18 protein-coding genes and 3 pseudogenes are annotated in these 20,997 nt (G+C 59.7%); 13 read left to right on the top strand and 8 right to left on the bottom strand.

The window, feature by feature from the left end; all coding sequences use genetic code 11:
- The first annotated feature begins 19 nt into the window (after positions 1-19).
- The 3 genes from HF916_RS07560 to HF916_RS07550 are packed head-to-tail and all read left to right on the top strand — an operon-like array spanning position 20 to position 909.
- Complete coding sequence (locus HF916_RS07560; protein ID WP_168788358.1) at positions 20-349, top strand: hypothetical protein; 330 nt, start codon at positions 20-22, stop codon at positions 347-349.
- Positions 297-647, top strand: a complete 351-nt coding sequence (locus HF916_RS07555) for an H-NS family nucleoid-associated regulatory protein (protein ID WP_168788357.1) — start codon at positions 297-299, stop codon at positions 645-647. Before HF916_RS07560 ends, HF916_RS07555 begins: the two co-directional genes overlap by 53 nt.
- 25 nt (positions 648-672) lie before the next feature.
- Positions 673-909: a hypothetical protein gene (locus HF916_RS07550; RefSeq protein ID WP_168788356.1), complete on the top strand. Its 237-nt coding sequence runs from the start codon at positions 673-675 to the stop codon at positions 907-909.
- A gap of 304 nt (positions 910-1,213) precedes the next feature.
- Here the strand turns inward: HF916_RS07550 and HF916_RS07545 are convergent, their stop codons facing one another.
- Positions 1,214-1,498 carry a hypothetical protein gene (locus tag HF916_RS07545; protein ID WP_168788355.1) on the bottom strand — a complete coding sequence of 95 codons (285 nt, stop codon included), beginning with the start codon at positions 1,496-1,498 and terminating at the stop codon, positions 1,214-1,216.
- A 591-nt stretch (positions 1,499-2,089) separates the two neighbouring features.
- On the opposite strand from HF916_RS07545, the gene HF916_RS07540 reads away from it, so the two are divergent.
- The 6 genes and pseudogenes from HF916_RS07540 to HF916_RS07520 form a co-directional block, all read left to right on the top strand.
- Positions 2,090-2,851 (top strand): hypothetical protein, encoded by a 762-nt coding sequence (locus HF916_RS07540; RefSeq protein ID WP_168788354.1) that lies wholly within the window; start codon positions 2,090-2,092, stop codon positions 2,849-2,851.
- Positions 2,852-3,038: 187 nt separating this feature from the next.
- Positions 3,039-3,434 (top strand): annotated as a pseudogene (locus HF916_RS07535) (IS6 family transposase); the annotation flags it as partial.
- Positions 3,435-3,446: 12 nt separating this feature from the next.
- Positions 3,447-3,614: a plasmid stability protein gene (locus tag HF916_RS49845; protein WP_206001813.1), complete on the top strand. Its 168-nt coding sequence runs from the start codon at positions 3,447-3,449 to the stop codon at positions 3,612-3,614.
- Positions 3,611-3,880, top strand: coding sequence for a PIN domain-containing protein (locus HF916_RS07530; RefSeq protein ID WP_346777698.1), 270 nt, complete (start codon positions 3,611-3,613; stop codon positions 3,878-3,880). The genes HF916_RS49845 and HF916_RS07530 overlap by 4 nt, the downstream gene beginning before the upstream one ends.
- An 840-nt stretch (positions 3,881-4,720) precedes the next feature.
- Positions 4,721-5,671: a reverse transcriptase domain-containing protein gene (locus HF916_RS07525; RefSeq protein ID WP_240975172.1), complete on the top strand. Its 951-nt coding sequence runs from the start codon at positions 4,721-4,723 to the stop codon at positions 5,669-5,671.
- A 221-nt stretch (positions 5,672-5,892) separates the two neighbouring features.
- Positions 5,893-6,325, top strand: a pseudogene (locus tag HF916_RS07520) (transposase); the annotation flags it as partial.
- Positions 6,326-6,566: 241 nt separating this feature from the next.
- Here the strand turns inward: HF916_RS07520 and HF916_RS07515 are convergent.
- Positions 6,567-7,892 carry an MFS transporter gene (locus tag HF916_RS07515; RefSeq protein ID WP_168788353.1) on the bottom strand — a complete coding sequence of 442 codons (1,326 nt, stop codon included), beginning with the start codon at positions 7,890-7,892 and terminating at the stop codon, positions 6,567-6,569.
- Between the two features lie 158 nt (positions 7,893-8,050).
- Positions 8,051-9,010, bottom strand: coding sequence for an MBL fold metallo-hydrolase (locus HF916_RS07510; protein ID WP_168788352.1), 960 nt, complete (start codon positions 9,008-9,010; stop codon positions 8,051-8,053).
- A gap of 167 nt (positions 9,011-9,177) precedes the next feature.
- Here HF916_RS07510 and HF916_RS07505 point away from each other — a divergent pair.
- Positions 9,178-9,967 (top strand): annotated as a pseudogene (locus HF916_RS07505) (IclR family transcriptional regulator); the annotation flags it as partial.
- Between the two features lie 60 nt (positions 9,968-10,027).
- The gene (locus HF916_RS07500; protein WP_168788350.1) at positions 10,028-10,882 is read left to right on the top strand and encodes an IclR family transcriptional regulator; all 855 of its coding nucleotides are present in this window, start codon (positions 10,028-10,030) and stop codon (positions 10,880-10,882) included.
- A gap of 43 nt (positions 10,883-10,925) precedes the next feature.
- On the opposite strand, the gene maiA is transcribed toward HF916_RS07500, so the two are convergent.
- Genes maiA through HF916_RS07475 form a run of 5 tightly spaced genes read right to left on the bottom strand, consistent with a single transcriptional unit; the run spans position 10,926 to position 16,202 of the window.
- Positions 10,926-11,609, bottom strand: coding sequence for a maleylacetoacetate isomerase (gene maiA, locus HF916_RS07495; RefSeq protein ID WP_168788349.1), 684 nt, complete (start codon positions 11,607-11,609; stop codon positions 10,926-10,928).
- Positions 11,606-12,913, bottom strand: coding sequence for a fumarylacetoacetase (gene fahA / locus HF916_RS07490; RefSeq protein WP_206001710.1), 1,308 nt, complete (start codon positions 12,911-12,913; stop codon positions 11,606-11,608). Before fahA ends, maiA begins: the two co-directional genes overlap by 4 nt.
- A complete protein-coding gene (hmgA, locus tag HF916_RS07485; RefSeq protein ID WP_168788348.1) occupies positions 12,910-14,244 on the bottom strand; it encodes a homogentisate 1,2-dioxygenase in 1,335 nt (444 codons plus the stop codon). Before hmgA ends, fahA begins: the two co-directional genes overlap by 4 nt.
- Before the next feature lie 30 nt (positions 14,245-14,274).
- Positions 14,275-14,505: a DUF2783 domain-containing protein gene (locus tag HF916_RS07480; RefSeq protein WP_168788347.1), complete on the bottom strand. Its 231-nt coding sequence runs from the start codon at positions 14,503-14,505 to the stop codon at positions 14,275-14,277.
- 5 nt (positions 14,506-14,510) lie between these two features.
- Positions 14,511-16,202, bottom strand: coding sequence for an FAD-dependent oxidoreductase (locus HF916_RS07475; protein ID WP_168788346.1), 1,692 nt, complete (start codon positions 16,200-16,202; stop codon positions 14,511-14,513).
- 847 nt (positions 16,203-17,049) lie between these two features.
- Here HF916_RS07475 and HF916_RS07470 point away from each other — a divergent pair.
- Positions 17,050-19,911 carry an MFS transporter gene (locus tag HF916_RS07470; RefSeq protein ID WP_168788345.1) on the top strand — a complete coding sequence of 954 codons (2,862 nt, stop codon included), beginning with the start codon at positions 17,050-17,052 and terminating at the stop codon, positions 19,909-19,911.
- Positions 19,912-19,974: 63 nt separating this feature from the next.
- On the top strand, positions 19,975-20,979 hold the full coding sequence (locus tag HF916_RS07465; protein ID WP_168788344.1) for an ABC transporter substrate-binding protein: 1,005 nt from the start codon (positions 19,975-19,977) through the stop codon (positions 20,977-20,979).
- The last annotated feature ends 18 nt before the right edge of the window (positions 20,980-20,997 follow it).

Below are 20,997 nucleotides of genomic sequence, written 5' to 3'. Positions count from 1 at the left end.
TAATCATACTGCGACTTGCTTGCGCCGCTTTCCTTATCGCGACACAACCATCTCGCTCGCCTATCGGTACTTACCGCGACAAAAGCCCTTCGTTGCACTGGAAGATCTCCGCTTGCGCCTCAAAGACGAAAAGGAACGTGCCGGCATCATCGTGTCGGCGGAGCCTGCACAACGCGAACAACATGGGTTGGTGACACGCATGGCCCTTGGCTTACGAAATGAGGGCGGCGAATACCGCTCGTTGCTGACTGGAATTCTAGTCAAGTTGCATTTCACCAACCTAGTAGAGACGCATAATGAATGGAACGAGCATCGAATCAAAACTGGCAAAGCTCACGAAACGGATTGATGAGGAACACGCGCGTTTCATCGCCGCCACAAAGGTCTCCGTTACTGGCGTGCCCGCTGAATATGGCTTGACGCGCGATGACCTGACCGCTATCAAGCTCATTAAGCAATTGGCAAAGACCATGGAAAAGCAAGACGCTAATCTTGTGAAGACCGCGAAGAAAACAACGCGCAAAGGCGTTCGCAGTGGCCCGCAACCGGCGAAGTATCGCGACTTCGAAAGCGGAGCTACTTGGTCGGGGCTGGCGCGCGTGCCCGCACGGATTGCGGGCGGAGGACCGCACAGCGTTCCTGATTAATGGTGCCGAGTAAAAGAGCGGCGTAATGGACGAAGACAAAATCACGTTTGCGCCCGCGCATCGCTGGCGCTTTATTGACTTCCTGTTAGCCGAGTACGGAACGATCAACCTCAGCGCGATCTGCCCTTTCTTTGCGCTGTCGATGCCGCAAGCGTCGCACGACTTCGCGAAGTATCAACAGATTGCGTCGCATAACACGGAATACGACAAGACGTCGAAAACGTACGGGCGCACGCGTGAACTTGGGAGGGCTTTCCCATAATGCGCTGGTTCAGTGTGACGGAAAAGACGCCGCGAGCCACCGCAGGGCATAGCTTTTCGCGCTATGTCGTCGTATGGATCGTGTGCGATAACGGCATCGAATTTTGGCAGGCCGATCAATACGATACGACGAGCGGAACATGGGTCAAGGACCACGGCGAGGGTCGGCGTGTCACGCATTGGACTGAAGGCCCGAAACGTCCGCGCGAATACGACAAGACTTATGTCATGGTGGATGGCGGCCTTGCGATACGCTGCGCCAACTGCCACACGACCTCGTATAACCGGAATGATGTACTGAACCGCTATTGCGGAAACTGCAAAAATTCGGCATAAAGTATCATCCGATCGAAGTCACGAATCCGGATGCGCAGCATCTGGAAATGCGCAAGTTTGTGCAGCGTGCACGCGACAATGGAGCGCGCTGCTGATTGGTCGGCGCTGTGTCGCGATATGCTACTGGCTGCGGGTTTTTCCGCCACCCGGATTTGTCTGGGAGCCTTTGTGGGCATGCCTTCGCCAGAATCGGGCGAATTCGCTAGAATCTGGTTCCTTTGGCGGTCGATATGGCGCGAGGCCAGCAGCGGCAAGTGATCCCAGTGAAATTGAGCGATGCTCAGTTTGAAGAATTGGCTTGCCCCATCTCACGCATGGGTGCCGCGGTCCGGCGCCGAAGCCGCCCCTGCGCACGTCTTCAACTACATCCTGAAAGTGTTTTATCTGGGCTGCGAGTGGAAGGAACTGGTCACGCGGTTAATAGACCTTCGAACGACCGGTATTCCGCGTGTATCGGACCTCGACGAACAATCGGACCGTGGCCTCGCGACAGTGGGCGATACTTAGTGACCGTATCACGTCGATAGCGGGTCGGACGCGCCCGCTGGTCCATCGACTTTGCCTCTCGCATTAGAGCGGGCAAGAGACGAGCGATGCGCGCGTCTTCGTTTTCTTCGCGCGCCGACGCTCATTCGATCGTCAGCGACCCGGCGTTCAAGGCCGTAGGTCAATCGTCTGGATGAAAGACGTTCATCGAGCATGTCGCACAAACGTTCCGCCGGACGAGCCATGCCTCGTTTTTCCGCACTAAAGTTTTCCGGCAATGTTCCGTTATCTGATTGTCGGCTCGCCGTAAAAGGACGGCGACCTGTGCTCACTCTGCAGACCGGGAAAACAAAAACCTCATGAAACTGCTCTCGAAGCTCATGCTGCTGACCCTGCCCGTACTCGCCGCCTGCGGTGGCGATGGCAAGACCTGCACGACCGACCTCGGCAATCTAAGCAAGTCGTGCGTCGCCAACCCCTCGTACGCATTGCCCGAAGGACTTTGGTACGGCTCGGTGAATTCGGGGCAGTCGCTCGCAGCGCAAACCATCATCCTCGAATCAGGACAGTATTACAGCATCTACACGCAGGACGGCTCGTTCGTCTGGTTGATCGAGGGCATCATGACGGCGACCAACGGCGCGTTCAGCGATTCGACGACGGTCGGCTTCCATTCTTTGGGCGCGATTCGCGCCGGAACGCTGTCCGGCACCTTCACAACCAGAAGTGCGCTCACCGCGACGACCAGCCTCTTCGTCAGTCCCGATACGACAGCCACGAGTTTCAACGGCAGCTACAACGCCACGTACGACACGCCGATCGCACTCAGCGACGTCGCGCGCACGTGGAACAGCGGCTCGGGCGTCACGCCGATCTCGACGATCACGTTCGCCGCGGACGGCACGGCAAAGGGCACGCAGAGCGCCTGCACGTTTACCGGCAGCTTCAGGCCACGCTCGACCGGCAAGCATCTGCTCGACGGCACGCTGAACTTCGCGGGCTCTTTGTGTTTTCTCAACAACGTGTCGATGCCCGTCGAAGCAACCGTCGTGAACGGCCAGCTCACTGTTGTCGGTGTGACGCCGCAACGGGACCGGGCGTTCTATTTGTCGGCTCAGTAAAAGGCCGGTTCTATTGAGCGATGATTGGCGGAATGTCTGCATTACGCAATTTCGTGGGTTTCGTCATCCGTGTTGCGCCTGCTGATACGCGAGGTCTTCCGTACAGCGGGCGACGCACGTGATAGGCCTTCCTGCGGCATTGTCACGTTGTTGGCACGTTGAGGGAGATGCGGCGACAATCTCGCGTATGAAACGAACCACATTGCTGCGGCGCGCGCCGGCCACCGACACCATTTCCAATGCCGGCTATCGGTTTCCGCCTGATGTGATCAGCTACGCGGTGTGGCTGTACTACCGTTTTCCGCTGAGCTTGCGCAAGGTAGAGGAACTGCTGGCCGCACACGGCATCGAACTTACCTACGAGACGGTGCGGCGCTGGGCGGTGAAGTTCGGTCTGGGCATTGCCCGGCGTATCCGCTCCACCGCCCTATCTCGGGGCGACAAATGGCACCTTGATGAAGTGGTTGTCACGATCAACGGCAGGAAGCACTGGCTTTGGCGGCCAGTGGACTAGCATGGCGCGGTGCTCGATGTGCTGGTGCAAAGCCGGCGCGACCGGCACGTGGCCAGGCGCTTGATTCGCAACGGTCGTTCCATGGAAGAGGAAGCCCGCGATATTCTGCGCAGTGCGCTGGCAGTCGAACCGCCGCAGGGCGACACGCTCGTCGAATCGATCCGTCGACGTATCGTATCGTTCGGGGGCGTGGAGCTCGATCTGCCCGCATGTGAGGCGATTCGTGACCCGGACGGTTTTAGCGCATGATCGTTCTTGATACCAACGTTCTGTCTGAACTGTTGCGGCCCGCCCCGGACGAACGGGTGGTCGCCTGGGTTGGCCGCCAGTCCCGCGCCGCGTTATTTACGACTGCCCTGACGCGCGGCGAGATACTTTACGGCGTGCGACTTCTGCCGGTTGGGCGCGGCGCGACGGTCTCGCCCAGGCGGTTCGCGCAATGTTTGACGCGGACTTCGCCGGGCGTGTTCTCAGCTTCGATCGGGATGCTGCAGATGCCTACGCTGAGATCGTGAGCGAGCGCCGGCTTGCATGATCCCCGTCAGCCAGATCGACGCAATGATTGCTTCGATCGCACGCTCGCGCGAAGCGTCAGTCGCCACTCGCAATATCAGGGACTTCGCGGAATGCGGTGTGGAGTCGATTGATCCATGGATGTGAGCAAGCGGCGTCAAGATGTCGAACACCTTTTTCAGAACTGGCCGGGGAGAACTCACCAGGTGTGGTCGAGCACAGCCTTCATGGAAGGCAGTCCGTGCGAACGAACGAGCCCGGCGTTTGTTACGGTGCAAATTGACATAATTAAAGATCACTTTTTCAGTAGCTGGTTAGCCCAATTTCGGAAGACCGAGGCGGGCAGGTGACGGCCGATGTTGTTGAAAAAGTCGCTTCGTGATTTTTTCCGTTCGCTCGCGCAAAAATCGACCTCTCAGATCGCCCTGCAAGCCGCTCGCGACCATCGGTCAAGGGTATGAAGACCCCTGAAAACTTCGCAAGAGAGACCAACGGCGACTTTTTCAACAGCATCGGCCAAGAACGGTCCTTCGCACTCTGTTGACAAACGTCTGCTGACGAGGGACGAGCGGCCATTTTGCAAAGCGACGACGACCGATGATTCGACAGACGGGCCATACGCCCGACGGGCTTAACCGAACGCACCCTTTACCCAGCCCACAAACACTGCCGCCCTTAGCAGTCAAACCGCGAGCCTAGAAAACCTGCCTCTTGATGCTCATGTTCTGGAGAAGCAGCTCGCCGTGGATACCTGAAGGAGCAAGCGCCGGCGAAACCGGCGGGTCCTGCAGATGTCCGCGAGGTGCTGGCTATTGGATAAGCCAGGTGATACGACATCCCCCATGAAAATTCCGTCAATTGTTTCCACTGGGACCGATCCGCGGACTATATTCAACACGTATCGTCCCAAGCGTACCGCGCATGAAGCGGTGCATCGGGTGGCGACGGCGATTGTTCAGTGCAAGACCCGCGTCATAGACCTTGATTTGCGCGCCTACTTTGACACAGTTCGGCATCATCTACTGCATGAAAAAGTGGCGCGTCGGATCAAGGACGACGACGTGATGCATCTGCTGAAGCTGATGCTGGCGGCGTCGGGCAAACAAGGCGTTCCGCAAGGCGGGGTGATTTCGCCGCTGCTCAGCAACATCTATCTCACCGAGGTAGACCGCATGCTGGAGCGGGCGAAAGAAGCCACGCGTAACGGGAAGTACACCTACGTCGAGTATGTCCGATTCGCTGACGATCTGGTCGTGCTGATCGATGCCCATCTGCGCCATGGTTGGTTGCTGGGGGCGGTGATCCGGCGACTTCGGGAAGAGTTTACCAATCTGCAGGTCGAGGTCAATGAAGAGAAGAGCCGCACCGTTAATCTAGACCGCGCAGAGAGCTTCGGCTTCCTGGGATTCGACTTCCGTCGACTCCGCAGCGTACAGAGGCAGGTGTGGCGGGCGCACTATACGCCAAAGCTGAAGAAGCGCACGGCGTTATTGCGCAAGCGCAAAGAGGTGTTCCGGCGATACCAGTCGCAGCCGGTAGATCGGGTGGTAGAGCTGATCAATCCGGTGTTACGCGGTTGGGTGAATTACTTCGCTGTTGGACATTCCAGCGAGTGCTTCAGCTTCATCAAAGACTGGGTAGAAAAGAAGATCAGGCGCCATATGGGGCGTTCCCGGAATCGGCGGGGCTTCGGCTGGAAGCGGTGGAGTAGGCGCTGGCTGTATGAGGAACTGAAGCTGTTCAATGGCTATCGTGTTCGTCGTGCTGCCGCACCGAAAGCGCGCCCAGCCTGATAGGTCGCATAAATCTTGGCATGAAGCACACAGGAGAGCGTAGTGCCGGAAATCGGCCCGCTGCGTTCGACGTGGCGGGAGCTGGAAACGTGACTACGGTTGCCGGATTGCGGGCCATCGCGAAAGCGAGGGAATCACCACCGGCGCCTACCGGTGCGCGCGCCAGTTCTCGACCCTACCTTAGGGGGCGGTGGCGCAGCAATGCGCTACCGCTACCCGACATTGGTGTCGATGCCGAGTCGGGCCTGGTGCATAGGGTGGTCGGTACCGCCGCGAATGTCTCGGACGTGTCGCAAGCTCGTGCCTGAGCAGGTGTTTGGCGACGCCGGCTACACGGGCGTGGATAAGCGCGACGAGATGCAAGGCAAGTTGGTGAAATGGCAGGTCACTGCCAAGCGCGGGAAGATCAAGGCGATGCAAGAGGGGCCGTTGAAGGAACTGCTGGTCGAACTCGAACGGACCAAGGCGCAGATTCGCGCTCGGGTCGAGCATCCGTTCCACGTCATCAAGAATCTGTTTCGTCATTGCAAGGTTCGCTACAAAGGCTTGGTCAAGAACACCGCGCAGCTGTTCAGCCTGTTCGGTCTGGCGAACCTGGTGATCGCGAGGAATCGGTTGCGGCCGGCTCATGCTCATGGGGGAAATCCGTCGTGAGTGCGAAAAAGCCGAGAAGTGAGGCCCGCCTTCAAGCCAAACTCACTTCAATGGCCATCCATTGCCTTCTTTATGCCGAGCGTTGCGGGTCGTTTTGCTCGCAACACCGGCGATGAACCATTAATCAGCGTTCCTTAGCAAAATTTGCGAACTTCAACAACAAGCTCGCAAAACAGATATCGACAAAGGTGAAAGTCGTCCGCGGCGTCATTGCAGGCGATGCCTGAATGCGACTGAGCGCCTAAGCCTTCACCGCCTCGGCCTTGATACCGACCATCAACGCCAGCCCGCTCAACAGCAGTAAGCCTGCGAGAAGGTAGACTGCGAGATCCATGCTGCCCGTACTCGTGCGAATCTGGCCGATCACCCACGGACTGACGATGCCGCTTGTAATCCCAATGCTGCTGATAAACGCAATGCCGGATGCTGCGGCCTTGCCGGAAAGATAGCTCGTTGGCACGGACCAGAAGATTGGCAGTGCGGCGAAGATCAATACGGCGGCAAGCGAGAGAATCGCCAGCATCGCGGGAAAGCTGTGCAGATGCAGCGTCAGTGCCGCCAGCGCCAGCCCGCCGCCGAACGTGCAAAACGCAAAGTGCTTGCGTCGCTCACCCGTGCGGTCCGAACGACGCGCAATCAACATCAGACCGATCGCGCCAATCGCATTCGGCACGACGGTATAGAGACTCACCGACACGACATCCTTGATGCCGAAATCGCGGATCATCAGCGGCATCCAGAAGTTCAGCGTGAGTGACGCGCAGGTCAGCGAAAAGTAGATGAACGCGAACAGATAGACGCGCGGATTGAGCAGCGCTGCCGCGAAACTGCGACCATCGTGCTTGCCGTCCTTCGCCTGGCCTTGCGCGCAGAGGGCAACGAGCCGGTCCTTCTCTACGTGCGTGAGCCAGCTCGCATTGTGCGGCTTGTCGACCAGGTAACGCCACGTGAGAAACGCGAGAATCACGGCGGGCGCGCCTTCGATTGCGAACATCCATTGCCAGCCGAACAGACCCATCACGCCGCTCATATCGCGCATGATCCAGCCGGAAAACAGGCCGCCCAGCACGCCCGCTACCGCAACGCCCGCAAAGAACACGGACATCACCGCCGCGCGACGATTAGCCGGAAACCAGTACGTCAGATACAGCACGATGCCGGGGAAGAAGCCCGCCTCGAACACGCCGAGCATGAATCGCAAGACGTAAAAATGCACGGGCTTCGATACGAACATCATGCACATCGACGCGATGCCCCATAGCAGCATGATTCGCATGAAGGTCTTGCGCGCGCCGTATCGGGCGAGCAGGATGTTGCTCGGCACTTCACACAGCACATAGCCGATATAGAACACGGCCGCGCCGAGGCCATACATTGCATCGCTGAAGCCGAGGTCGTGCTTCATCTGCAGTTGCGCAAAACCGATATTGATGCGGTCCAGAAAGGACACGACATAACAGAGAAACAGAAACGGGATGATGCGCCACGCCACCTTCTGAAACATCAGGTGATCGTCAGCGACAGGCGCGACTTGCCGAATGGCGTCGCCATTGAGGGAATTTTGCATGTCTCGCTCCATATGCGTTGCGCGCCTGACTGGAGACGGGCAAGCCCAAGGCGTCTGTGCGCCTTCATGTTTTGAACGGTGAGAGGAAAGACCGGACGGCCTTTCCAGGTGTGCTTCGTGCGATCAGTGCGCAGTGGATGCCGCGCTCTGTTCCGCGATTAGTCCTGCAACGCGGCCCACATTTCCTTGTCGCGTTGCGCGGTCCAGATACGCGGATGCGTGATACCGCTCGCTTCGTCGTAAGCGCGCGAAACGTCGAACGGCAGGCAATGTTCGTAGATGAACACCTGGCCGAACTTCGGGTCCATCGTATTGCGCGTGAGCGCCATGGCGCCCTTCAGATCGAGCTTGTCCTTGTAGGCGTCGCGGCCGGCTTGCAGCAGAGTCGTCACGAAGTCTTTCGTGTAGTCGAGGCCCTTGTTCACGTCAGCCGGGTTCAGCAGCGCGGGGCCACGTCCCGGCACGAGCTTATCCGCATTCAGCGCGCGCAGTGCTTCGAGCGTCGCGGGCCATTGTTCGAGTTGCGCGTCGCCGCAATAGCAGGCCGCGTCGTATTCGACCAGATCGCCGGAGAACAGCACTTTCTGCGACGGCAACCAGACGACCGTATCGCCCTTCGTGTGGCCCGAGCCGAGATGCGCAATGCGCACTTCCAGCTTGCCGAGAAATAGCGTCATTTCCTTTTCGAACACGAGAGTCGGCCACGTTAGACCGGGGACAGTTTCGACGCCGGCGAAAAGACGCGGAAAGCGCTCGATTTCCGATTTCATATCGGCTTCGCCGCGCTCGACAATCATTTCATAGGTGCCGCGGCTCGCGATCACCTGTTGTGCGCCTTCGTTGAAATACGCCGACGCGCCGAGCACGCGAACCGCGTGATAGTGCGACAGCACGACGTATTTGATCGGCTTGTCGGTGACGCTGCGGATCTTCGCGATCAGGTCTTGCGCCATCGCAGGCGTGGCAGTCGTATCGACAATCAGCACGCCGTCGTCGCCAATGATGACGCCCGAATTCGGGTCGCCTTCCGCCGTGTACGCATACGCGTTTTCGGACAGTTGGGTCCACGTGATTTTCTTGACTTCCAGGTCGGCCTGGGATGCAAAAGCCTTTGCCATATCTGTCTCCGTTATACGACTCGATGGGGATGAGTCATGGTCGTCGCTATGCAAAAGTTTGTCAATAGCAAAATAGCTTGTCTATAATTAACTTAGGGTAAACTCCATCAGTTGGGCGAAGGGGCTCAATCGGATAACATCTATTCCTTCCATCGCGAGGCTCCGAATTGGTCAAATCCGCTACGGGCGAAGGTCCGGGTCATACGACGGCTGACGCGTCGGTCGAGAAAAAGCAACGGGGTATTCAAAGCGTCGAGGTGGGCGGACGTCTACTCGAAGCGCTGGCGCGCAATCGCGTGCCGCTCGGCCTCACCGAACTGGCGGGCGAGGCACACCTGTCTTCCGCGCAGGCCCACACGTATCTGGTGAGCCTGACGCGTCTTGGCCTCGTCAAGCGCGACGCGCTGACGGGCAATTACGAGCCGGGCCCGCTGTCGTTGCGTCTCGGGCTCATGCATATCGAACAGCAACCGGTGTACCGGATCGCCACGCCCTATGCGGCAACGCTGGCCGAGCAAATCGGCTTTAGCGTGGCGATCTGCGTGGCGGGCGCGCAAGGGCCGACCATCGTGCGATATGAGCGCGGTGGTTTTCCGCTGCACGTGAATCTGCATATCGGTACGGTGATGTCGCTCGAGGCCACGTCCACGGGCCGCGTCTTCTGTGCCTTCTACGCGCACGACCAGATCGGCCAGATGGCGCGGAGTCAGGCGCTCGCGCCCGGTGCATCGTCGCCGGACGGCAGCGCGGCCAAGACGCCGAAAGTTGATGCGCAATGGTTCAAACGCTTCGATGCCATCCGCGCGCGCGGGATCGAGCGGGGCATCGACGCGCCGAGTCCGGGCATTAGCAGCCTGAGCGTGCCGGTGTTCGATGCGCGAAAGCGGATGCAGCTTGCGTTGACGGCAATCGGTTCTTCGGGATCGATCGACGTCGGCTGGGATGGCGACGTCGCCCGTCAGTTACTCGAAACCTCCCGGCAAGTCACCGAAGCGCTCATCAGCTTGAATTGAAACCATGCAGACCGACACTCCGGACACGTCCGACTTCAGCGTGACCCAAACCAGCGATCCGAAAGCGCAGCGCGGCATCAGCGCGCTCGACAGCACGGGCGAACTGTTGCTTGCGCTAGTTTGCGCAGGACGCCCGCTGTCGCTGCGCGATCTGGCCGCCGCCGCCGATATGCCCGCCGCCAAGGCGTTCCCGCACCTCGTGAGTTTGCTCAAGGTGGGGCTGCTCAGTCGCGACGACGCGGGCTATTTCAATTCGGGGCCGCTCAGCATGGAGTTGGGTCTGATCGCATTGCAGCGGATGTCGCCGATACGCGACGCCGAACCCGAAATCGTCGCCTTGGCCGCCGAGTCGGGGATGAGCGTCGCGGTCGCGATTCTCGGGCCGCTTGGGCCGACCGTGATCCGCTTTGAAGAGTCCGCGCGACCACAGCACGTCAGCTTGCGGCTGGGAACGGTGATGTCGCTGGTGAATACGGCGATCGGGCGGATGTTTGCTGCATACCTATCTGACGATGTGCTAATTGGCCTGCTGGCGCAGGAATCGATCCGGCTGGCGGGTGCGAATCCGGCCGACGTGGTCGTGTCTGCGAAAAAAGCCGTGCCGTCGTTGGCTCAAACTTATCAGGCACGGCGCACGAAGATCATGAAAGACAGCATCGACAATGCACTCGATGCGCCGGTGCCGGGTATCGGTACGCTGGCTGCGCCCGTATTTGATCACACCGGCAGCATTAGCCTTGTGGTCGCGTTGATCGGGCCGTCGGGCAGCTTCGATCACAGTCTCGACGGCGCGATCGCGCGAAAACTGCTCGCGGCGACGCGCCGGCTGTCGTGGCGCTTTGGTTGGATCGGCGACTGACTTTATTACTGACTGCGCCGCTCACCCCTGTGCTCGGTGCGGGTCAAGCGGAGCGGGGCGGCAGCTCCGCATCGGGCTGCACGGACGGCTCGGCCGCTGTGAAAGCGGGAAGGGCCATTGCGTGATCGGCGAGCCTGACAATCGCCGGATAGGCGTCGAGCGACACGTTGAAGCGTCGCGCGTTCCAGACCTGCGGAACGAGGCAGAGGTCGGCGAGCGTCGGCGTATCGCCGAAGATGAGTGTGCCGACACGCGGATCGACTGACAGCCGCTTCTCAAGCGACGTAAAGCCAAGATCGATCCAGTGTCGGTACCACGCGGTCTTCTCCTCGTCCGTGATACCGAGCGTGCTGGTCAGGTACTTCAGCACGCGCAGGTTATTCACTGGATGAATGTCGCACGCCACCTGCAATGCCACGGAGCGCACATACGCGCGATCCAGCGCCGAGCGAGGCAACAGTGGCGGCTCCGGATAAACCTCGTCCAGATAGTCGATGATCGCAAGCGACTGCGTGAGCACTTGGGTCTCATCGCCAACGTTGTGCGTCAGCGACGGCACGAGCCCATCGGGATTGATCACCCGATACGCGGGCCTCAACTGCTCGCCTCCGTCGCGCACGAGATGGACCGGCGCCTGATCGAACGGAATCGCTTTCAACGCCAGCGCAATCCGCACCCGATACGACGCCGAGCTACGAAAGTAGCCATGCAGCGTGGGATCGCTCATGCAAGCTCCGGTGCGGGCAGGATCTTGCCTGAGCATGTGCCGAAGCCGACGCGATAGCCGTCGCCCTGACACCATCCGCGTATCGCCACTTCGTCGCCGTCCTGAAGGAACGCGCGCGCGTTGCCGGAAGGCAGCGCGAGCGGGCGCTGGCCGTTCCACGTCGATTCGAGCAGCGAGCCGCATGAATCCGGCGTCGGGCCGCTGATCGTCCCCGAGCCCATCAGGTCGCCGACCCGCACGTTGCAACCGGACGCGGTGTGATGCGCGAGTTGCTGCGCCATCGTCCAGTACATGTACTTGAAGTTGGTCCGCGCAATCGTAGATGTCTCGCGTTCGCCCGCGCCGAGCAGATCGACCTCGAGCCGGATATCGAAGCCGTGCTGACCGGTATGGCGCAGATACGGCAGGGGCTGCGGCGACTGTTCGGGCTGCGCGCAGCGAAACGGGTCGAGCGCATCGAGCGTCACGATCCACGGCGAGATCGTTGTGGCGAAGCCTTTCGAATTGAACGGACCGAGCGGCACGTATTCCCACTGCTGGATGTCGCGCGCGCTCCAGTCATTGAGCAGCACCATGCCGAAGATATGCGCTTCGGCCTCTTCACACGCAACCGGCTCGCCGAGGGTCGTATTCGTGCCGACGATAAAACCGGTCTCGAGCTCGATATCGAGCTTGCGGCACGCGCTGTAATTCGGGCGATCGCTGTCGGGCGTCTTGATCTGGCCATTGGGTCGCCTGACCGGGGTTTCGCTGACGATCACCGACGACGCGCGGCCGTTATAACCGATCGGGATTTCGAGCCAGTTAGGCAGGAGGGCGTTCTTCGGGTCGCGGAACATCGAGCCGACGTTGGTTGCGTGTTCCCTGGACGAATAGAAATCCGTATAGCCCGGAATCTCGACGGGCAGATGCATCCTGGCATCAGCTTGCGCGACCAGCGCCTTCTCGCGCAGTGAAGTGTCGTCGCGCAACGAGGCAGTATTTGCGTCGAGCAGCGTCGACAGTTGCGCGCGCACTGCACGCCACTGCTCCTGTCCGAGCGCGATAAAGCGGTTTAGCGACGCACACGCGAACACGTCACGGCTTTGCGTCAGCAAACCGTTATCCGCGAGCACAGCGAGATCGACGATGCAATCGCCGATCGCGACACCGACGCGTGGCGTCGGATTGCCGCTGTCGCTGAACACGCCGAACGGCAAGTTCTGGATCGGAAAGTCGCTGGCTGCATCGTTCGCAGCTTCGACCCAGCTTTTACGGCGCGGATCATTGGACGCTTGCCGCGTCATCGGAGTGGGGTGCGTCATGCTTGTTTCTCCGCCGTGAAGTTTTTCCGCAGACCTTGCCAGCATTCGAAATACTCGGCCTGCAATTGCGAGGTTTCCAGTGCGAACGCGGTCGGGCGAATCACGCGCGGCGTCTCGAACATGAACGCGAGCGTGTTGTCCACCTTATGCGGTTTCGTCGTGTCCGATGCCGATGCTTTCCGGAACGTTTCCGCATCCGGACCATGCCCAGACATGCAGTTATGCAGACTCGCGCCACCCGGCACGAAGCCTTCTTCCTTTGCGTCGTACGCGCCGTGTACGAGTCCCATGAACTCGCTCGCGACGTTACGGTGGAACCAGGGCGGACGGAACGTATCTTCGGCCGCCAGCCAGCGCGGCGGGAAGATCACGAAGTCGAGCGAATGAACGCCCTCCGTATCGCTCGGGGATTGCAGCACGAGGAAGATGGACGGATCGGGATGGTCGAAGCTGATCGAGCCGATCGTGTTGAAGTGCCGCAGGTCGTATTTGTACGGTGCGTAATTACCGTGCCATGCAACGACGTCGAGCGGCGAGTGACCAATATTCGCGCGCCACAGATGACCGTCGAACTTCGCGACCAGTTCGAAGTCGCCTTCGCGGTCTTCGAAAGCTGCCTTCGGCGTCAGGAAGTCGCGCGGATTCGCAAGGCCGTTGGAGCCAATCGGGCCCAAGTCCGGCAGTGCGAGTAACGCGCCGAAGTTTTCGCAGACGTAGCCGCGCGCCTCGCCGTCCGGCAGCGCAACCGAAAAACGCACGCCACGCGGAATCACGGCAATCTCGAACGGCTCGACATCCACCACGCCGAGTTCGGTCGAAATCGTCAGGCGACCTTGCTGCGGCACGATCAGGAATTCGCCGTCGGCGGAATAGAAGAAGCGGTCACGCATCGATGCAGTGGCCGCGTACAGATGGATCGCGCAGCCGCTCATCGACGCCACCGATCCATTGCCCGCCATTGTCACCAGCGAATCGACGAAGTCCACCGGTCCATTCGGCATTGGCAGCGGGTCCCAGCGCAACTGGTTGGGCGGGGTCGTCGGCACGGTCGAAAAGTCGCCAACCAGGCGATCGTTCGAGAGACGTGTGAAAGGCTTGTGAACGGCGGCCGGACGAATCCGGTAGAGCCACGAACGACGATTATGCGCACGCGGCGCGGTGAACGCGGTGCCGGACAACTGCTCGGCGTAAAGCCCTCTCGCGACCTGCTGAGGCGAGTTGCGGCCAACGGGCAGCACGCCTGGCAACGCTTCGGTGGCGAACTCGTTGCCAAAGCCGGACTGGTATCGGTTGTCTGAGGCCCGTGTCAGTCCATCTGTGTTTTCCGGCATCTGTTTCTCCGTGGAACTGGAAATGGTGGATCAATGCGGCTGTTGCGGCGCGGCGTCGTTATCGTCCGCGACGCCTGCGCGGGCAATGGCGAGCGCTTCGGCCAGCACGGCAACATCACCGATGTGGTTGGTGAGCAACAGCACCAGCTTCGCATTCATGAAATGACTTTGTTCGTCGGTCAGGCCGTTGTGTGCGTCGATCAGCTTTTCGTAGAACGCGTCAGGGTCGGCGATATTGGTTTCGATGTTCAGTGTGGTCATGATGGTCATCCGTTGCACGTAGCGCGATTGACTGCTTTCGCGACTGATCCGATGTCGAACGCACGCCAGCGTGCGCAGACATGCTGATCGGGTCGCAGCAGATAGAAGGTGCCGGGACGCGCATCGAAGCGATGCGCGACGATGCCCTCGACGTCCTCGACCACAGTGATATCTGGCACACCCGGCAAGGCCGTCACCGCAGCGCCGCGCGGCACGACGATCACTGTGCGGACCGGAACCGCGAGCCGGGCAAGCGCGGCAAGCTGTTTGGCACACGCCGGAAGATCGTCGCCATGGTCGCAGAAATGCACGCCCGTAAAACCGCCATGGCTCGTCTGATGGAGGAACCACGCGTCGTCGCCTTGCACCTTGACGGGCGCGTCTGTGCAGACCGCGCCGGGCACCGTCGTGCAGCGGAACGCGGCGTCGGCGGCGTCGGGCGTGTTCAGCGTCGAGTCGCGCAAGACGGCGGGAACAGATAGACGCCCGCTGTTGACAATACGTCGCGCGAACGGGTAGTCCTTCGCGAGCTTCAGCGTCGCATCGCGGAACATCCGCGAAATCGCGCTCTTTGGTGTGATGAAGTCGGTTGCGCGCGACGAGTTCAGGATGTTCTCATCGGCCGCGTATTCGCGCTCCGATGCGTAGGTGTCTAGCAGCGACGGCGGTGCATTGCCGTTGACCACCAGCCGCAGCTTCCATGCGAGGTTGTCGGCGTCCTGTACGCCGCTATTCGCGCCGCGTGCGCCGAACGGCGACACGCCATGCGCCGAATCGCCCGCGAACAGCACACGACCGTGCCGGAAGCTGTCCATGCGCAGACACGAGAACGTATAGACACTGACCCATTCGAGTTCGAACTCGACGTCTTCGCCCAGCAATGCCTTCACGCGCGGAATCACCTTTTCCGGCTGCTTTTCCGCAACTGGGTCGGCGTCCCAGCCAAGCTGGAAATCGATGCGCCAGACGTTGTCTGGCTGACGATGCAGCAACACCGACTGATTGCGGTGAAACGGCGGATCGAACCAGAACCAGCGCTCGGTCGGAAATGGCGCTTTCATCTTCACGTCGGCGATCAGGAAGCGGTCCTTGAACGTACGCCCACGGCTATCGAGACCGAGCGCCTTGCGCACCGCGCTGCGCGAGCCATCGGCGGCGATCACGTATTGCGCGCGCATCGGATAGACGCCGTCCGGGGTTTCGATCTGCAATTCGACAAAGCCGTCGTGCTGCGTCAGACCGATGACGTTGCTTTTCCAGCGCATCTGCAGATTGGCGGTCTGCCGCGCGCGATCGGCCAGATAGCCTTCGACGTAGTACTGCTGCAAGTTGATGAAAGCGGGGCGGGCGTGGCCCGTTTCTGGCAGCAGATTGAACGTGTAGATCAGCTTGTCCTGCAGGAACACCTTGCCGACGTTCCAGCTCACGCCTTTGTCCACCATCTGCGCGCCGCAGCCGAGGCGGTCGAAAATTTCCAGCGTCCGCTTGGCGAAACAGATGGCGCGCGAGCCGCTCGACAGTGTGTCGTCGTTATCGACGAGCACGGTACGAACACCCTGCTGCGCCAGATCGATCGCGGCGCTCAGTCCGACAGGGCCCGCTCCGATCACGACCACCGGATACGTGGCAGGCGTGGCGGCATCGTGGTCGGCGGCTCGTTCGTAGTCAAACCGCATCGTTTGATAATCGATTTGCATTGTGTCTCCGTGTGCTGCGGGTCAACTAGATTAATCTATGGCAAGTATGTTTGCTCCTTGCTAATGTTTGTGATTTTATGCAGTTTTTGGCCGGCCCGAATCTGTGTTTACCCTAATGCGTGGGGTTAAGGCATGCCGGAGGGACCCGCGGAGCCGTGTGGCTGCGCGCTCAACGGCGGGGTCACCCGAGGCAAGGAGAGCGTCGGAATGAGCGAAAATCGTCGCGCGCCGATGGGTCGCGAGAGCGACCGTGACGCATGCAGCCGAGGCCCGGCCGTGCTTGCGTGAATGGATGTGTGATGCCCGCTACGAGTCTGGAAGTGACGGCTTCAGCAGCGACTTCTGGGCGCAAGAGGCAGATCGGCAATACGTTTGTGCGGCACCGGCTCCGACGACCGGTCCCAACCGATCGCTGCCCGATGACCTACCGGTAAATTACGGCCTTTGCGAACATCTGGCTGGTCAGGCGTCGTTGGGCATGCGGATAAAACTAGCATCGGCGACATCAGCGAGCGGGCGATGCCGGATTTGCACATCGTGACCCACACACTACACTGGTAGCATTGGTCCAAGCTGGCTTGGCCAGGCCCCAGCGCATATTGCATCCCGCTGACGGCTAGTCGCGCCGGCGTGGAGGACGGCGCTCACTGCGCCGACGTCGCGCTCGGTTGTCAATGCCGCCAAACTCAGCCACGCGCGAAACTCGATGCCCTTACCAGATGCACGTCCACCCTGGCATTGGCCGGGTATGCCGAAACGGATGGTCGGATTACGGTTAGAAGTGATACCACGTCAAGACCGCGCACCGCGCAGGCCCTGACAACTTCTCCTGCCGAGGGCAATCGCAATGCTTCCGCGTACGTGGTTGACCTTTTCAGCTGCCATCGCGCTTTTGCTCGCAATCCTCGGCTCGCTCTCTACACTTCAGCGCAACGCGATTTTCTCGGATCTTCTGCGCCAGCGCATCTCGGTCATTGCCCAGACAACCGCCTCTTCCTTTAAGCCTATCACCGACCTGGGAATCCCACTTTCGATGATCCGCAACGGAAGCGAAATCGTTGCACGTGCTCGGGAAATGGATCACGAGATCGCGGGCGTAGATGCACTGAGCCCGGATGGCGACGTGATCTTCAGCACAAGAAGCACGCTTCGCCCGCTACCTCCGCATGTTTTGCAGGTGATGAAGCTGTCGCGCAACAATCCATGGAACACGGAAACGTCGGACGAAATTCTCAGCGGCTTCAATATTGTGGGGGCGGACGACCGCGTGAATGGTGCCGTGGTCGTCGCCTACCCCAAAGCGCGCCTTAAAGCGGCCTCCATGTCCTTCATCGGCGGCATCGTAAGAACGGCGCTGCTGATCTGGGCCGCATCCTCGCTCATTGCGTTCCTGCTACTGCGCCCCATTCTCGCCGCGCCAGATCGAGCCGTTTTACACATCGAGTCGTTGTCACGGGGCGAGTTCGCGGCCGACAACACGTCGGTGACTCAAGCCGTGCCGGCCCTGACGTTTTGGCGCAACCTGTTTGGGCCTGAGATAGAACACCTCAGAAGCAACCTCGTTGAAGCAAAACGCAAATATGACCAGGCGTGTGAATCGCTTACTGCACTTTCGTCCGTCGAATCCAATGCCTCCAGTTCACCGGTTCATACGGGTGAAAGCCAGGAGGCGCGTTCGCAGGAATCCGTGGTTGCGTCCAGTTCTACTCGTTCGCTGGCACGTCGAATCGCCTCACGGCTGACCCTCCTCGCAGCCGTGTTCATTTTCGTTTCGGCGATGTTGCTTGGCAACACAATACTCAGCGCGGTCAACCATTCCATCGAACCCGAGCTTGCCGCCCGCAGCAACCTAATTGGCACCGTAGTAAGCGAGAATGTGCAACGCGCGGTGACTGCTGGCGTGCCTCTCGAACGTCTGGTGGGGGCGGAGCGATATTTTGGCGACATGCTTCAGCAACTTCCGGAAGTGGCTTATATCGCCATTGTCACGGGACACGTGGTGCTCGAAGCTGGGAAACGCATCGCCCCCGATCTCGCGCTGCGTCGTGAGCGCAAGGATGCCCGCAGCCATCCGATCGTCGTCGACGGCAAGGAGATTGCCTATGTCATCATCGATATTGATCCCGCTTTCATCGCCAGGAAGTTTCTCGATGTATTTCTCGACATGGGTGTCATCGTCCTTGCCGCAATATTACTGGCATTCGAGATCATGGTTTTGATGACCAGCCGGGCCTTAACAGCACCTCTCGACAGGTTGCAGCGGATTGCGGCCATGCAGGCGGTCGGGAATTTTTCGAAAAGGGCGAGTGTTTCCACCAGGAATTCGGTGGACCGCGCCGCGAGGAACCTGATCGAACGCGCCGAGGCGCTCAATGCGCGATTCGCGACTCTCCATGCGGCGATGTTGCACTCAGACAGAAGGCGCGCTCTGCTGGAAAACTTGCGCGAGCACTATTGTCTTTCGGAGAGAGGGCCAACAACCCTGCGCTTCTCTTATTTCACCGACTTGCGCCTAGCCCTGTTCCTCTTCGCCGCGGCCGACGAGCTACCGCTTTCCTTTTTGCCACTCTATACGCGGGCAGCCGACAATCCCTGGAAATGGGTAGATGAGAGTGTGCTGGTCAGTCTCCCGTTGGCAGGCTATTTGAGCGCAATCGTCTTCATCTCGCCTTTCGCAGCCCCTTTGGCACAGCGGTTGGGAAGGCGGATGCTGTTGTTTCTTTCAGCCATTCCTGTCTTTGCGGCGCATCTTCTCCTTTACTTCGCTACTTCCGTTCCAGAGATCGTCGCGGCGCGCACCATCATCGGGGCGGGATACGCACTGGTGACGCTGGCCTGCCAGGACTATGTCATCGACACAACTCTGAGAGAAGAGCGTGACCGGTCCCTTGGCATGTTTTCCGCAGCACTCTTTGGCGGCATTTTCTGTGGAGCGGCGCTCGGCGGCGTTCTTGCCGACAGGCTTGGGCCGTCGAATGTATTTCTCTTCAGCGCGACGCTGGTCGCTACATCGGCCATGCTGACGCTTTGGTTCGTCAAGCCTGTAGCCGGGAGCCACCAGGCGGATTCGCCGAAATCCTCGAAGATTCCAATCTTTGCGGCGCTTCGGGACACACACTTTGCCAGTCTCGTCTTTGGCGTGGCAATACCGGCCAACGTCTTGTTGCAGGCTTTCATTTGCTATCTTGTGACTTTGAGTCTCAGTGCGCTCGGTGCCCCGCCAGCGGATATTGGACGTACGCTAATGATCTATTTCATTGCGGTTGCAATCGTTGGCTCATTTGGCGGACGGGTAGCCGAGCGAGGCGTGCCGGTGACCTTGATCGCGCTGGCCGGAAGCCTCGTTGCCGGGCTTTCTCTTCTGCCTGTTGCCTTTGGGCCAGGCAAAATTTCGATGATCTTCGCCGTCCTTGGTGCCGGCTTCGGTCATGGACTGGTGCGTGGGGCGCAGGTTTCGGTTGCCATGTCGATGGCCGAAACCGACTTGAGACGTTTGGGCTCAAGCGTGGCGCTTGCGGCACTCAGAACAATGGAACGACTAGGAAGCATTGTGGGACTTATTGCGATCGCGGCACTTGCCGGAGAGGCCGGTTATGCGGTTGCCACTGCCACAGTCGCCTTCTGGTCGATAGCTGGTGGCGTTCTTTTTGCAATTTCCAGCCGGCCCAGACCGGCGCGTATCGATCGCGGGACGCCGACATCACTATAGCCGAGGCGGCCTTAGTCATTGTTCCATGATCCCTGGTCCCGAACCAATACAGGGAGATAGGATATGAAGATGCTTTTCAGTAGGGTCATTCTTCTGGTGCTCATTTGCGCCTTCTCCGGCGCGGCACATACGGGAGAAAAGAAGCGAATCCTTGGCGCGTTCTATGACGGTTGCGAGAATACATGCCAGGGATTCAAAGCCGAGATTGCGGAGAGCGGCTTCAATGCGGAGGTCACGGTTCTCGATCTGAAAGAGAACAAGTCGCAACTGCCGGAAGCCGTCAAGATGGCACGTGACATGAAGGCCGATCTGGTGGTGGTCTATGGAACCAACGCTACGCTTGGACTAATTGGCACACTCGACGATCGCGACGACCCGCGCTACCTCCATGACATTCCGGTTGTCTTCACAGTGGTGGCTGATCCCTTCGGCGCCCACATTGCTGAGAGCTTTGAGCGCAGTGGCCGGCCCAATGTGGCAGGAACGTTCAACAGGGTGCCGGAGGCCATGAACATCGACATCATCCGGAAATACGATCCGGCATTCAAGAAGCTCGGCCTCCTCTACAATTCCAATGAAAAGAACTCGGTCCTGAAAATGCAGGAGCTGAGCGTAGTCGCCCCGAAGCTGGGCGTGGAACTTGTGGCCCTCGAGATTGACCCTGGAAATTCGGGTGCGCCGGATCCGGCGTTGATTCCAGTTCGCCTTCGCCAGCTAAAGGACAAGGGCGTCAAATGGCTCTACGTGGGTTCAAGCGCATATCTACGCGCCAATGGAGAAGTGTTCACTGCCTCTGCGGTTGACAGCGGTATTGCGGTCGTAAGCCCCTATGAGGATCTCGTCCGCGACAAGCACGCCCTCCTGTCCATCGCGGCGCGGCTGGAGGATGTCGGCCGACTTGCAGCCGATCAGGCCTTGAAGATCCTTAGGGATGGCGCGAAACCCGGTGATCTCCCAGTAGTGCGGGCAACCAAGTTTGCGTACGTGGTCAATATGAAAGTGGCAAGGCAACTAGACCGCTTTCCCCCAATTTCGATCCTTCAAGGGGCAGAGATTGTAGGAAAATGAGTGCCCCGACAGTGGCAA

The sequence above is a fragment of the Paraburkholderia aromaticivorans genome, assembly GCF_012689525.1.
Classification (GTDB): Bacteria; Pseudomonadota; Gammaproteobacteria; order Burkholderiales; family Burkholderiaceae; genus Paraburkholderia; species Paraburkholderia aromaticivorans_A.
The sequence above is the reverse complement of the archived record's forward strand: the minus strand, read 5'-3'. Positions and strand labels throughout refer to the sequence as shown.